The organism is Streptomyces sp. NPDC090088 (assembly GCF_044747345.1).
Lineage (GTDB): Bacteria > Actinomycetota > Actinomycetes > Streptomycetales > Streptomycetaceae > Streptomyces.
The window spans coordinates 526,859-540,672 of sequence record NZ_JBIVDZ010000003.1; the positions used below are offsets into that span (position 1 = coordinate 526,859).

Sequence of the window (13,814 nt, forward strand, 5' to 3'; positions counted from 1 at the left end):
GACAGCCTCCGGAGCGGGTTCGGATCGAATTCCTAAAGCGGTGTTCAGAAGCGCGACGCGTAATGCGTCAGTCTTCTCCGACTTGGAGCAGGGTCACGACAAACCCGTTGCCCGTGCCTGCGACCACTCCATCGAAGGTGAACCGAGATACCGGGTTCCACTTATGCCCCGCATCCGACAGTTCGATGTTCGTCCACCATGTGGAGTCCCATCCCAGCAGCTTCACCACTCGCTGCGCCGCTCGATGGGCGTGCTCACGATCACGATGCAATTGGCCGGGGAAGACCAGATCACCCGCAGACAGGTAGGTCATGACGGTTCCCACCTCTTCCCTGTCGATGGCCGTCAGGGCATCAGCGATGTCAGCGGGGCGGGTCGGTCCCCGAGAACCCTCGATCGCATAGGGCTCCCAGGCTTCCTGCGCATCAAGAACCAAGCCGTACACGTGCTCTTCGACGGAGCCCGCATCCCCGCGTTCGACCCGGCCGAAGACACCGTCCTCCTTGGCCAACGACGCAAGCATCACTCGCAGGTCTGCCATGGTCTCCACGCCCACATACTCCCATGTAGCGGCAGCACTTGAACGAGGTACGGAGCCGTATCGGCGGCCAGTTGAGCCGTCTCAGTTTCCGTCTCATTCAGCCGCGTTCACAGCCGTTCAGCGGGGATCGCTCATGGGGCTTGCCCCACCAGTTGGCCTCTCATGAACGCAGGTGAACGGCCCCGGCCGAGGCCTCCAGGACCACCACCACAGATTGGAAAGCGTGTTGGTCTCGCGCGGCCGAGCGGTGAGGCGTTGTGACCTCCTGTCGACAACGCTGGCCGCCCTGACCATGATTGGCCAATGCCTGAGTTCAGCTGGCCGGACCTCTCCCTGGTGCCGGCCTCGGATGTCATTGACCAGAGCTGGCCAGCAACAGTCTCCGCACTACCCCTTGGATCTCCCGTCAGCGGACGGGTTATCGGCCGACAGCCGTTCGGCGTCTTCCTCCTCCTCGATGGCGTGCCGAATGCAGTCGGCCTTGCCGAGATCACCGCCATGCCTCACTGCATGGAACTGCCTGCCTTGGGCGCCACCGTCGCCGGTGAGGTGATCTGGCACGCGGACCACAACCGTCAGGTGAAGATCCGTCTCGACGAATGGCATGTGCCCAGCTGACTACCCCCTGGTCGCCGCAGCTCTGCACCACTACCGCACCAGAACGAGCGGGGAGCAACCCAGAAGGACCACAGGCCGAACGTTCACCCAGGTCAGCACCCCAACCGCCCTCAGATGCCCGCAGCTTCCCAAGCTGAGAGCGCGAGTTCGATTCTCGTCACCCGCTCCGATGTGAAACCCCAGGTCAAAGGCCTGGGGTTGCTGTTTTTCCGGGGCTCTCCGGCGGAATTCGACCCATTGAGCGCAGAAAGATCGGGCACGCGGGGGCACGAGTACCAGGTGGGTGCCGTGCAGCGGCCGGTCTCGCGCGCGAAAGATGTCGCTGGACTGCGGTTTCACGCGTCTGTCGACGGTATGCCGGTGTTCGAGCCATCAGCCTGCCGTCCCCCCCGACGGTGGCGCCGGAACGCTTAGGAAGTTCTGACCAGGTGTGCGGGTGCCGGGATGCTCGCTGAGGAGCGCGCCATTCTCGTTCTGCTCGTCTGCGAACAGATGGGCGGCTCCGTGGTGTTGGGAAGCGACTGCCACGGCAGGGGGGGAGTTCCGGACGGTCCGGGGCTCCTCCTGCGTGGGCGCCGGGTGGTGTCAAGGCCGGTGTACGGCTTCGATGTCGGACGTCGCCCCGGTGCTCACTTCCGCACGTCGTCAGGATCGCCGTCCCGCGCGCGGCAATGACGAATTGCCCCACGTGGTGTGCCCAGCCCTCCGTGTGCGCGGCGCATTGCTCCGGGGAGGGCAGTCCGCGATCGGCCAGGCGGAGCCACAGGGGCCTGCCGGAGACGGCTTCGAGGGGCGACGTCCGCGGATCGGACTGCGCCGGGACCCGGGTGGGCACGGCCATGGGGGAGGGGGCTGCTGCCCGATGCGCTGCGTCGCTGCGTCGCTGCGTCGCTGCGTCGCTGTGCGGGTGCGGGTGCGAGTGGTGCCTTGGGCACCTTGCCGCCCTGACGGCCGGTACAGGCTTCAGCCGCTTCCGCACGTGTTTCCCGGCCTGCCCTCGGTGTCGCGTCGCGATCCACCGGGTGGTGCCGGACCCGGCGGACGCTCGCGATTTGCCTTCGGTGTCTCGCTACCGGTGCTCGGGGTTCTGGTAGTTGTGGTGGCAGCCAGCGTCTCAGGCGGTGCGCTGACTGCCGTAGGCGGGGGTTCCGTCGAGGTCCTTCAGCGCATGGAGCAGGCGGTTCGAGGGTCTGGCCGACCGACTTGGCGCCCTCAGCCGCCCGTTCTGACCTGTCGGCCAGGGGAGCGGACCACAGCCTCTTACTCGACGACGACCCGTCGCGGCGTACGACCGGCGCGGGTCACGGCCATCCTGGATCCGGCGGCGGCACGGGCGAACGGTAAGCCTGGCAGGGACGACGACGCCGCCGACGTTCGGTTCCACACCTTCCACGAAGGCGGCCACGGACACCGCAGGCCCGAGAAGTCCGGAGCTGGTTCCCACGTGAACGGCAATGCGCCGAACGTCGCGAGAAGCATGGCATGACCAGATGGTTCCGACGCGCGTGTCCCAGCAGGTCAAGGCCACCAGTTCGCCTCACCTCTCACCTCGCCGCACCGGTTCCGACCATCGTGTGCCGGGTCGCTTGAGGGAGATCTCGTCTCGCGCTGCTCAACTGCTGCGGTGCGGAAGCGTCCTGCTGGTACGGGTCGATCACGCCGCGTCCGGTGGATGCCTCGCGTCACATGCGAGGGATGCCGGCGCGGGGCCCCGCGGCCACGGCGCACGGTCCCCGGGACGGGGCTGTGCGCCGTTCCGGGGCGTCCGTCAGCCGATCGTGTCGGTCAGGCCGGTGGACAGGTATGTCGCCCGGCGCTGGTCCTTCTCGGTCCTCCAGGGCTCGGTGAGTTCCAGGAGGGTGCCGGTCTTCGGGGCGATGATCACCTTGGTGGTGCCGACGCCCCCGTGGTAGGCCAGCTCCGTCCCGGTGCGCCCGGCGCTGTCCTTGACGGTGCCGACGACGGTCACGCCCTTGAGTTCGGCCAGCGCCCTGAACAGGCCGCTGCGCAGTCGCGGGCCGGCGGGGGCGTTGGCGAGGAGGGTCGTCGCCTGGACGAAGCCGAGCGTTCCCGCGTCCTCGTCCTGATCGGCGGAGGCCTTGGTCGTGGTCTCGATCTGCCGCAGCAGCTGCGCCGGGTTCGTGGTCAGCCTGTCCAGACCGTTCCAGTCGTAGGTCTTCGACCCGAGCCTCCAGCCGGGAAACCGTGTCTTGCGGGGGGTCTTGCCGGAGATGACGTAGGTGGCGTCCATGGAACGCGTGATGTACGACTCGGCGGAGTTGGTTCGGACCTTCCAGTACCTCCCCGAGCCGGCCGACTGCGTGGCGGCGACCTCGGCGACGTTGTTGAGGAAGACCGAGGCGGACTGCGGCTGCGTCCCGTGCCGGGTACCTGTTTCCGTGTTCACGCCCACCACCGTGACGCCGGCCGAGACCGCGGCCAACGCCAGGACGGCGAGGACGCGACGGCGCCTACGCGACGGCGTCGCCACGGCGTCCTTCCGTACCTCCTCCCGCGGGGCCCGGCCCACGTCCTCCCGCACGGCTTCCTCGACTGCCGCCAGCGCCCGGGCCAGCACCTGCGCCGACGGGGGCTCGACCCGGCCCGCCGCCTGTAGCGCCTTGCCGCCCGGGAAGTCCATCAGTGCCTGCCGCTCGATCACGCCCGTCTCCTCCATGTCGTGTGTACTCATGCCAGGTCTCCTGTCACGGCAGGGCGCCGGCCCGCCAGGCGGGCCGGCGCGAGCCGTTCGCGCAACCGGCCCCGGGCCCGGTGCAGCCGCGAGCGGGCCGTCCCCGCCGGGATGCCCACGGCGGCGGCCGCCTCGGCCGGCGTCAGCTGCTCCCAGCTGACGAGGAGCATCACCTCCCGCTCCTCTGCGGGCAGTTCGGCCAGCGCGCCACGCAGTGCGGGCGCCAGTGCCGCCGCGTCCAGCCGCTGGTCCACCGCCTGCCACGGGTCGGTGACCTGTTCCCCCGGTGGGCCCTCTGTCCGCGCCGCCCGCCGCACGGTGCCTGCGAGGACGTTGCGGGCCACCCCGAACAGCCAGCCTCGCGCCGATCCGCGCGAGGCGTCGAACGTGTGCCGCGCGGCGAACGCCTGCAGCCAGGCCTCGGCCAGCAGATCGTCCGCCGCGCCGGGCATCCGCCGCGCGAAGTAGCCGTGCAGGGCCACCGAGTACCTCTCGACCAGGGGCGTGAACGCCGCCGGATCCGCGGCGGACATGGACAGTTGGGTGTCACTGTCAAAATCGCCGTACGCGTCGTGCTCCGATTCCACGGAAGCTCCGTCTCCGACCGCCGGACGACGGTCTCACCCCGTACTTGTCACACCGCGCCGGTTGCGTTCGCGCCCAGCCCCGGCAAGGGCGGCAACAGCGATCGAGAGCCATGTCGCCCGGCGCCGCGCCGCCTCCCCGCGTCGGCACCACACGGCGACGCGCGGCTCCTCGATGACGTCGAGGCCACAGTGGCCAGCTGCCAGTAAGGGGCCGTGCCATTCGTGTGCCGGATCCTGCGGGGAACCATGGGGAACCGCCGCCGAAAAACCCGAGATTCCCGAGCCGAGAGCGCGAGTTCGATTCTCGCCACCCGCTCCATGGAGAAGGCTCAGGTCGGAGATCTGGGCCTGGTGGCTGTGCTCAGTGATCGGACGTCGGTTGGCCAGGACGTTGATTGTCCGGAGCGGTGTGCCTTCTTCGCCTCGTCGGGCCAGGTCGATACCGAACTGCGGTCGGCGTGCCGCCCCGGGCGGCCCCAGGGGCACAGCCCGATCGGAGCCCGCCGCGAGGTCACGGGGCCCGAGCGCGGTCAGGCTCGGTCAGCCGATGTAGCCCTCGAGGTCGGCGACGATGTCGAGGGAGCCGCTGGCGTTGTGGAGGTGGAGGGAGCCGTTGGCGTCGAGGGGGATCACAGCCAGGACCGGCCTGGTCTCGCCGGCGCTCAGGTTGTCGTCGTACACGTTCGGGAGGGTGCCGGCGCCGTAGGCGGTCAGGTGGGTGGCGGTGGTCGGGGCGACGCCGGTGAGGTTGACCAGTACGGCGGTCGCGTCGGCCGGGACGCCGTGGGTACCGGCGACCTTCACGGTGAGGGTGCGGTTCGCGCCGAGCCGCCCGGCCGGGGCACCCGTGCCGTTACGGGTGTCGAGGAAGCGGGTGGGATCGGCCGGCACGAAGGGGCTGCCCCAGGGGGAGGTGCCGTCGACGGCGTTGGTGTAGAGGCCCTGGAGGTCGGCGATCAGGTGGACGTGGCCGCCGCTGTTGTAGAGCCTGATCTTGCCGCCGGTGCACACCTTCGTCACGACCAGGTTGGAAACGGTCTGCCCGGCACGGTAGTTGAGGTTCGACGTGCTGGGGCGGCTGCCGCAGTAGACGGTGACCACGCCGCTGCCGGTGCCTCCGGTCACGGTGACGTCGAGGACGGCGCCGACGGTGCCCGAGCCCCGTCCCTCCTTCGGCAGGGTGACGGTCGTCGTGCTGCCGGACGCGACCTTGCCCTTGGCGGCGCCGGTGCCGTAGCGGGTGTCCAGGACCCGTGTCGGGGTGACGGGAGCGAGGTTGCTCATGCGGTTGTCGCTGGAGCTGGAGCTGGAGCCGGCCCTGGTCGTGAAGTAACCCTGTACGTCGGCGATGAGGTCGACATGGCCGTGCGCGTTGTACAGGTCGACATAGCCGCCCGCGCCCACCCGGACCGTGACCAGGTTCGGGTTGGTCCGCCCGGCGGTGAAGTCGAGGTCGGACGCGGTCGGGCGCCTCGTGCCGTCCGGGTACACCGTGACGTAGCTGCTCGCGGTCGCGCCGGTGTCGGTGACGTTCAGGGTGACCGCGGTCACCCCGGAAGCCGGGACGCCGCCCACGCCGAGGACCTTGAGGCGGACCACGCCGCCGGGGCCGACCTGCCGCTTGGCGGCACCGGTGCCCTTGCGGGTGTCCAGGACGCGGCTCGGGCCGGTGGCGACGTAGGACGGGCCGACGGTGGTCAGGGTGGTGTCGGTGGCGGTGCGTCCGTCGGAGTCGGTGAGCCGCTGGGTGACGGTGTACGTCCCGGCGGCGGCGTACGTGTGCCGGACCACGCCCTTTGAACCTGTCGCGGAGACCGCCTTCGAGCCGTCGCCGAAGGAGATCAGGTCGCTGGTGATCGGGTAGCCGCTGAAGCCGGCGGCGGTGAAGGCGCAGCCCGCGGTGTCCGGCAGGGAGGGGGCGATCTGGAAGGAGGCGCTCCGGCAGTTGAGGCTCCCGGTCAGCGCCGGCAGCGGACGCACGGCCAAGTAGAGGCTGACCTCGGTGCCCATCGTGGTGCCGTCCGGCCGGTACACCGTGACCGTGGCGTAGATCTCGGTGCTCGTGGTGGGTTGCGTGTATGTGTGTGCGACCGAACCCGTGGTGGACGTGGCCGTGGTGCCGTCCCCGAAGCCGAAGGTGTAGCGGTAGCCGTCGAGGGTGTCCGACCACGGGTTGACGAAGCCGGCGGTGAAGGTGACGGGGACGCCGACGTAGACGTCCGCGGACGAGCGGCCCGCGATCCCGAGGCTCAGCGGGTCCTGTACCTCGGTCGCGCCCCGGTCGTAGTCGCCGGCGCCCGTGCCGGTGTCGGCGACCAGGGGATCGTCGACCCGTTGCGCGCCGTGGAGGTCGGTGGCGAGTTCACCGGGTGCGTCGGCGTCCGCGGAGTCGATCAGCGGCGTGTTCTGCGTGGACAGCGTCACATCCGTCTGGTCCAGGTCGTGAGCCCCCTGACCGGTGCCGGTCAGGAACGCCTGGCTGGTCCCGTACGCGGTGCCGGCCCAGTCGTAGTCGGTTCCGGTCGACAGGGGGTTGACCGCGTTGTAGTCCGCGGTGACCTGCGGCGCGGAGGCGGCGTCCACCGTGATCTCGGCGGGGGTGCCGGTGTCCGGGCAGGATGCCGTCGTGTCGGGGCGTACGACGGTGTTCTCCACGGACCCGGAGGTGCCGTCGGTCAGGCTGATGCCGTTGCCGCAGGTCGTCACGATGGTGTCGCCGGCCAGATGGATGCCCGTGGTGCCGGTGGCCGATATGCCTCCGCCGAGCGGCGTGGTGTCGTCGGCCAGCGTGATGTCCTGTGCTCCGGCCGCACTCGCGAAGGCCGGACCACCGGACTCGGGGGCGATCTGCAGCCGGGTGAGCGCGATGCCGGAGGAGGAACCGTCGACGGCGATCGTCCCGCCGGTACCGGTTCCCGCCTGGGCCGTGCTGACCGAACCCGTGTCGTAGGAGATGTGCTGGGACAGGGAGAACACCAGCGTGCTCGGCCCGCTCGACAAGAGGCTGAACCCTGACACGTCGACGTACCGGGCGCCGGAGAAGGTCATCGCCGGTGTCGAGGTCCCGGCCAGAACGCGGACGGTGGCGGTGGCCGCCGGATTGTCGCCGGGAGCCGCGACAAAGGTGACGGGCGCGTCCGGGGTGCCGGCCGACCCGATGGTGACGGGGGCGTACCGGGTCGTGTTCCGGGCCACGTGGACGGTGTCCCCGGGGCCCGCCGAGTCCGCGGCCGGCTGGATCTGGCAGAAGGGCTCCGTCTGTGAGCCGGGTCCGGTGTCGCTGCAACCGGCGGCGGCGTCGTCGACGTACAGGGCTGTACCGGTCGTGGCGTGGGCGACGCCGGTACCGAGACCGCCGAACAGTACGGAGAGGACGGCAGCGGATCTCACCAGCAGTCGCCTGCGGCTCATGGACGTGCTCCCCCTGGGCCGTAGGGGACGTCGAACGCCGACCCGAACAGCCGTTAAAGATCCAGTCACCTGTCAGCTGGAGTTGGCGGAACGGTACGGCAGGTCAGGCGGGCCGGATGACGAAAATACGAACCTCCTGCTGCCGACCACGCCCTTGAGGGAAAAACTTGATCACCAGAAGGGCATTGCACGGCAGACGCTTGAGCCTCCCATTACCTCGTGCTCGCTACATGATCGTGCGTGCAACGGCAGCCGCTCATGCCTCGTCGAACTTGCGCCTGGTGCACCTCCCCAAAGGCGAGACGGGGCTGCAGAACAGCCTGAGCGATGGCGTGCCCACTCCGTGCCCATAAGGGCGGACAACCACGGTCAACAAGGGCTTGAGACGGGCCTCGCGTCATCGCGCTTGGAGGTATCGCGCGTGGAATACATCAGCGCAGCTGAGGAGCCACCCCGTCCTCCAAGCGCCGTCGCTTCCCAAGCTGAGAGCGCGAGTTCGATTCTCGTGACCCGCTCCATTGTTGAGGCCCAGGTCGGAGACCTGGGCCTTGTTGCTGTGGGCGGCGGTTGGTTGCCGCGTGCGAGATTTACGCCAGAAGGCTTCGGCACGGGTTGCTCTGGAACAACTCGTCATCGACTGCTGCCTCCATGACAGCCTCGGGGAGGCTGTGCGCCCCGGCTTCCGGGCGCCGGGTGTTGGGGGGGCCAGGTTCAGGCCGTGTCGGGCGGGTGCGTGTCGCCGAGCAGCCGGTCCACGAGGAGTTCCGGGTAGCCGGTGGCCGGTGGTTCGATACCGAAGATCGCCCGAAGGTAGAGCGGTGCGATGAGCTGGTCCAGGATCTCCTCCAGGAGCGGAGCGTTCTCGCCACGGGCGGCTGCCCGTTCCCTGATTCTCTCGATGGAGGCGATCCGGCGCTGGAACTGCAGTGCGCGTTCCCCCTGTGCGGCGGTGCCGCCGGACATGGACAGGGCGACGGCGCGGATGAGGAGCCGGCCCTCCGTTGTGCGGATGCTCGCCACTCCGGCTTCCACCCACGCGATGAGATCCCCGCGCAGGCTGCCGGTGTCGGCCAGTGGCGAGTCCCGTTCGAGACGGGTGGTGACCACGTCGGCCAGCAAGGCTTCACGACTGCCCCAACGCCGGTAGACGCTGGTGTGGTTGACCCCCGCGCGTTGTGCGATCGCGGGGATGGAGAGGTCGGCTCCTTCCGGGTCGGAGAGCAGGTCGATGACCGCTTGGTGGACGGCCGAGCGGACCTGCTCGGGGCTCTTGCGGATACGTGGAAGTGGCTGTTTCGGGCTCACGCACCCATCGTAAGCACAGATGTTTGCTTCCCGTGCCCGATGTGTCTACAGTCTCCCTCATTGCAAGCACAGATCTGTGCTTGTGGAAGCCCGAGGCCGATGGCCGATGCTTTGAGGAGAGCGCCATGCAGCAGCTTCTGTTCCCCGGCAACATCCAGTTCTGGTACGAGACCCTGCGCTCGATGAGCCACATCGCCTACGGCGGCGCGGACTTCGGCGAGGTCGTCTCCACCGGCGAGCGGATCACCGAGGGTGACTACGACAGCTGGTACACCGAGTGGGCCGCCACGGCCGATCGCGTCTCCGCCGAGGCCCAGAAGGCGCTGGAGACCGACCACAAGGTGAGTGCCCGGGACGGATTCCTGCGGGCGTCGAACTACTACCGGTCTGCGGAGTTCTTCCTGCACGGCCACCCCTGCGACCCCCGCCATGACCACGCCTACGACCGCTCCGTGGAGTGCTTCAAGGCCGCCGCGGCCCTCTACACCACCCCGCGCATCGAGCCCGTCGAGATCCCCTACGAGAACACCACCCTGCCGGGCTACCTGTACCGCGTCGACGACTCCGGGACACCGCGCCCGACCCTGATCATGCACAACGGCTTCGACGGCACCGCGGAGGAGATGCACTTCTTCGGAGCGATGGCCGGCGTCGAGCGGGGCTACAACGTGCTGGTCTTCGACGGTCCCGGCATGCCCGGGCCACGACACCACGAGGGCCTGGTCTTCCGCCCCGACTGGGAGAACGTCATCACACCCGTCGTCGACTTCGCCGAAACCATCCCCGGGATCGACAACAACCGCATAGCGCTCCTGGGTCTCAGCATGGGCGGTGTCCTCGCCCCCAGGGCCGCCGCCTTCGAACACCGTCTCGCCGCGCTGATAGCCGTCGACGGCCTCTACGACCTCGGCCAGATCTCCGTCCGCAACATCGCCGGCACCCGTCAGGAAGCCGAACGCCTCCTGCGAGCCGAGTCCGCCCCCGAGCTCGACACGGCCCTCGAACAACTCATGGCCGAGGACCCGATCTCCCGCTGGGCCCTCAACCACGGCATGTACGTCATGGGCGTCGACACCCCCCGCGCCTTCAACGCCTCCTACCTCGACTACACCCTCGCCGACGGCATCGCCGAACAGATCGAGTGCCCCACCCTCGTCTGCGACGCCGTGGAGGACATGTTCTTCAAGGGCCAGCCGGAACAGCTCTTCGACCACCTCACCTGCCCCAAGACCTTCATGGTCTTCACCATCGAGGAAGGCGCGGGAGCCCACTGCCACCCCGGCGCCATGCGCTTGGCCCAGGCCCGTATCTACGACTGGCTCGACGACACCCTCAGGCCCTGAAGCCGGCAAGCGAGCCAGGTGCGGGCGGGCCCCGCGTCGGACATGCGAGCAAGCCGATCCGAGAGTGAAGTCCGTTCGCCCTGGCGCTCGGCCCGGCACACTTCCAAGCCGTGCCGATAGTGTGCCCGTAAGAGCGGACAACCGCGGTCAACAGTGGAGCGAGCCAGTTCTCGCACGGCGGCCGCCACGCCACAGACGCGCAGGTCAACGATCACATGGCCTGCCAAGCGCCGTCGCTTCCCAAGCTGGGAGCGCGAGTTCGATTCTCGTCACCCCCTCCAAGGGGAACCCCAGGTCAGTGGCCTGGGGTTCGTTTGTTATCTATGCATGAGGACTGCTCAGGCGTCACTTCGGACGCCCTCACTTCGATTCATCGCGAAGAGCGAGACGCGCTTTGTGTGCCCTGTGCCACAAGTGCTAGGGCGTACCTTCGAAGTCGCGTGAGCAAAGCCGGAGTCACGTAGTGGGGTGTGTCAGGTCCCGGTCTGCGCGCCGAGGTCGGTGAGGAGGGCGCGGATGCGGTGCTCGATCCCTTGATCCGCGAAGGCCGCGTCGCCGCATACGCTGACCGACTGCTGGTCATGACCGGGGCTTCTTCCGCTTGTACTCTCCAGCCGGGATCGGCCGCCTGATCACCGCGCCAGCGCCCACAAGCGTTCCCGCTCCATGACCGAGACTCACGCCCGCGTCCGCGAACTCGACCTCTGTCGCCGGCACTTCGACCTCGCCGCCGGCACGAAGACCACCGAGGTGCGCGTGAAGTACCCGCACCTCGCCGGCCTCGCCGCAGGCGGCACCATCCGGTTCCGTATCAAGGGCACAGACGAGACCTGCGAGGTCGGAATCGTCCGGGTCAGCGAGTACGCCGACTTCGCGGCCCTGCCAGACGGTGAGGGGACGGCCGACGTCGACCCGACCGCCATCCGCGACCAGCAACTATCCGACATCCGCGCCATCTACCCACCTGAGAAGGAAGCCCTCGGCGCCCTCGCTGTCGAGATCGCTCTGCTCTGGCCCGCGACCGGTTGTCCGGGGACACCGCACCATCGGGGGCGTCAGGGACAGAGAGCCGAAGGCGCCGTCCGTGGTGCCGTGCGGGCGCCTGCCGTCCAGAGCGGTGACCATGGCGACCGGGGAGGCGGTGGCGGCCATGGCGTCGTGGAACGCAGGCCGGGCGGAGGTGTCGGACATCGGGGTGGCAGTCGTGACGCCGACGACAGGCGCGGTCACCTGTGGGCGGCGCGGTTCATCTCGACGACGTCCTCCAGGGTGGGATCGGCACCGAGGGCGGCGAAGCGCTCCGCCATGTTCTCCCGGACGGCCGCGTCCTTGACGCGGTCGGCCGCGGCCAGGGCTGCCGGCAACTCGTCCAGGGTCAGCTCGGTGCAGTAGGCCGGGCCCATCGGCTGCTGACGCCAGGAGTCGGCCAGTGCTCCCGCGTCGTAGGGGTCGAATCCGGTGTCGTCCACCAGACGCATGGCCACCCGCTTCGCTTCCCCGGCATCGCCGGCCACCGGGATGGCGATGCGGCCCGGAGTGCCCGCCGGGACACCCTTCGTTCGCTGGGTTTCGGCCAGGGCCGCGTTCCATGCCTTGATCACGGGGCGTCCGAGGAGTTCGGAGATGTACACGCTCTCGATGGCGCCGGCTTCCACCGCCTCGACCCGTCCGCTGAGGTGCGGGTAGTAGTTGGAGGTGTCGATGACCACCGTCCCGGCGGGGACGGAGGCGAACAGATCGGCCAGCTGTCCCGCCGCCCCGAAGGGGATGGCCAGAATGACGGCGTCCCTGTCCTTGACGGCGTCGTCGAGAGCCACGGCGCGGGCGCCGGTCTCCAGTACGCCGGGTGCGACGGCCTCGGGCCCGCGGGCGTCGGCCACCTGGACGTCGTGACCGGCTGCGCCGAACTTGCGCGCGAGGTTGCCACCGATTGCTCCGGCGCCGATAACGGAGATTTTCATGATGTGTCCTTCCAGGAGGCGCACCACCCCAGGGCGGCACGACGCGAGCACTGTGGACGGTGGAATGGAGGCGCGCGGGACCGTGCCGTCACGCATTCACGCCGGAACGTCGACCTCGATCTGGACCTGCGCCATGCACTGCTCCTCAGGTCAGTGACCGCGCGGGTCAGGCCACCGCGTTCAGCAGGTCGGCCAGCACGTCGGGCCGTTCCAGGGCGATGAAGTGGCCTGCCCTGGGGACCTGTGTGAAGTCGGCGGCCGGAAGCAGTCGCTTGTTGGCTTCCCGGTCCGACGGGCGGGACCAGTCCTTTTCGCCGTAGACGAGGTGGATGGGCGCCTTGATCTCGGGGTAGTGCGAGCGGGCCGCGATGAGGCTGGGCAGGGCCTGGTACACGGCCCGGGCGACGGTCGGGTAGCCGGGGCGGCTGCCCACCCGGAGGAGTTCGTCCACGTAGTCCTCGCGCAACGCGCTCTTGTCGCCGAGGCCGCCCTGAAGGATCTTGCGGAGGGCGGACTTGGGTTCCACCCCGGCGATCACCGGGCCCACCACCGGGGCGAGGGCACCGCCGACCACCACGCGGGCGAGGAGGCCGGACCGGGCGATTCCGTCGCGGAAGTCGTAGGCGTTGACCGCGACGACGCGTCGTACCCGCTCCGGTAGCTCGGCCGCGGCGGTCAGGGCGAGCACCGCACCCATGGACTCACCGACCAACGTCACGTCGTGCAGGTCGAGTTCGGTCAGCAGCCGCTCGACGCCCGCACGCATCGCGGGCTCGTCGTACGACGCCCCGGGCACGATCTCGGAGTAGCCCATCCCCGGCAGGTCGAGGGCGTACACGGTGTACCGCTGCGCGATCAGCGGGATGAGGAGGCGGAAGTGCTCGGCCTGGGTGCGCACGGTGTGCAGCAGGACGAGGGGGGCGCCGGTGCCGGCCTTGAGGTAGCGCAGGGTTCCCTCACGGCCGTCGAGGCCTGCACGCGGGGCGATGGTGTGGCTGGTGGTCCCCGGAATGTGAATGGTGGGACGTGACTCCTGGCTGGGCATCTCGCCGGCTCCTTGGGTGTGAGGGAGTAACCAAACGGTCATGACCCTCTCCGGAGAACGGGAAACCGATCGGTTTCCAACAAGGTAAACCGATCGGTTTTGCAGCGCAAGCCCGGCCGGCTCCGGCTGTGCGAGGGAGTTCCGCACCTGTGGAGCCCCGTGGATCCCCGTGGATCCCTGTGGCGGCGAGTTCCCCCACCCGTCTGTCCGGCCTGGTCGATGCCGGCGTGGTCGAGCCCAGTCGGAGCGGGTGCCCTTCGTGCTCTCGATGTGCATGGTGATGCGGCCGCCTCGGAGGACTTGGGCACCCG

General features: G+C 69.1%; 9 protein-coding genes and 1 pseudogene. 3 read left to right on the plus strand and 7 right to left on the minus strand.

What is annotated here, in order from left to right; translation table 11 throughout:
- Positions 1–67: 67 nt before the first annotated feature.
- Positions 68–550, minus strand: a complete 483-nt coding sequence (locus ACIPSJ_RS18285; RefSeq protein ID WP_401346829.1) for a hypothetical protein — start codon at positions 548–550, stop codon at positions 68–70.
- Between the two features lie 294 nt (positions 551–844).
- Here ACIPSJ_RS18285 and ACIPSJ_RS18290 point away from each other — a divergent pair, with 294 nt between their 5' ends.
- Positions 845–1,159 carry a hypothetical protein gene (locus ACIPSJ_RS18290; protein WP_401346832.1) on the plus strand — a complete coding sequence of 105 codons (315 nt, stop codon included), beginning with the start codon at positions 845–847 and terminating at the stop codon, positions 1,157–1,159.
- Between the two features lie 1,768 nt (positions 1,160–2,927).
- Here ACIPSJ_RS18290 and ACIPSJ_RS18295 read toward each other — a convergent pair.
- From ACIPSJ_RS18295 to ACIPSJ_RS18310, 4 genes are all read right to left on the minus strand, one after another.
- Positions 2,928–3,851: a hypothetical protein gene (locus ACIPSJ_RS18295; RefSeq protein ID WP_401346833.1), complete on the minus strand. Its 924-nt coding sequence runs from the start codon at positions 3,849–3,851 to the stop codon at positions 2,928–2,930.
- Complete coding sequence (locus tag ACIPSJ_RS18300) at positions 3,848–4,438, minus strand: RNA polymerase sigma factor (protein WP_401346835.1); 591 nt, start codon at positions 4,436–4,438, stop codon at positions 3,848–3,850. Before ACIPSJ_RS18300 ends, ACIPSJ_RS18295 begins: the two co-directional genes overlap by 4 nt.
- 540 nt (positions 4,439–4,978) lie before the next feature.
- Complete coding sequence (locus ACIPSJ_RS18305) at positions 4,979–7,849, minus strand: PKD domain-containing protein (protein WP_401346837.1); 2,871 nt, start codon at positions 7,847–7,849, stop codon at positions 4,979–4,981.
- Between the two features lie 711 nt (positions 7,850–8,560).
- Positions 8,561–9,154 carry a TetR/AcrR family transcriptional regulator gene (locus ACIPSJ_RS18310; protein ID WP_401346838.1) on the minus strand — a complete coding sequence of 198 codons (594 nt, stop codon included), beginning with the start codon at positions 9,152–9,154 and terminating at the stop codon, positions 8,561–8,563.
- Between the two features lie 125 nt (positions 9,155–9,279).
- Between ACIPSJ_RS18310 and ACIPSJ_RS18315 the strand changes: the two genes are divergently transcribed.
- Positions 9,280–10,497, plus strand: coding sequence for an alpha/beta fold hydrolase (locus tag ACIPSJ_RS18315; protein WP_401346841.1), 1,218 nt, complete (start codon positions 9,280–9,282; stop codon positions 10,495–10,497).
- A 666-nt stretch (positions 10,498–11,163) separates the two neighbouring features.
- A pseudogene (locus tag ACIPSJ_RS18320) lies at positions 11,164–11,499 on the plus strand (ASCH domain-containing protein); the annotation flags it as partial.
- A gap of 224 nt (positions 11,500–11,723) precedes the next feature.
- On the opposite strand, the gene ACIPSJ_RS18325 reads toward ACIPSJ_RS18320, so the two are convergent.
- Together ACIPSJ_RS18325 and ACIPSJ_RS18330 are read right to left on the minus strand one after the other, a co-directional pair.
- Entirely contained in the window at positions 11,724–12,458 is a 735-nt protein-coding gene (locus tag ACIPSJ_RS18325) for an NADPH-dependent F420 reductase (protein WP_401346844.1), read from the minus strand.
- 166 nt (positions 12,459–12,624) lie between these two features.
- Entirely contained in the window at positions 12,625–13,503 is an 879-nt protein-coding gene (locus ACIPSJ_RS18330; RefSeq protein WP_401346845.1) for an alpha/beta fold hydrolase, read from the minus strand.
- Positions 13,504–13,814 lie beyond the last annotated feature (311 nt).

What these genes read in the sequence shown, in the direction of transcription:
- ACIPSJ_RS18290 (WP_401346832.1), top strand. Translation starts at nt 845, where the DNA reads ATGCCTGAGTTCAGCTGGCCGGACCTCTCCCTGGTGCCGGCCTCGGAT.
- ACIPSJ_RS18295 (WP_401346833.1), bottom strand. Translation starts at nt 3,851, where the DNA reads ATGAGTACACACGACATGGAGGAGACGGGCGTGATCGAGCGGCAGGCA.
- ACIPSJ_RS18305 (WP_401346837.1), bottom strand. Translation starts at nt 7,849, where the DNA reads ATGAGCCGCAGGCGACTGCTGGTGAGATCCGCTGCCGTCCTCTCCGTA.
- ACIPSJ_RS18315 (WP_401346841.1), top strand. Translation starts at nt 9,280, where the DNA reads ATGCAGCAGCTTCTGTTCCCCGGCAACATCCAGTTCTGGTACGAGACC.
- ACIPSJ_RS18325 (WP_401346844.1), bottom strand. Translation starts at nt 12,458, where the DNA reads ATGAAAATCTCCGTTATCGGCGCCGGAGCAATCGGTGGCAACCTCGCG.
- ACIPSJ_RS18330 (WP_401346845.1), bottom strand. Translation starts at nt 13,503, where the DNA reads ATGCCCAGCCAGGAGTCACGTCCCACCATTCACATTCCGGGGACCACC.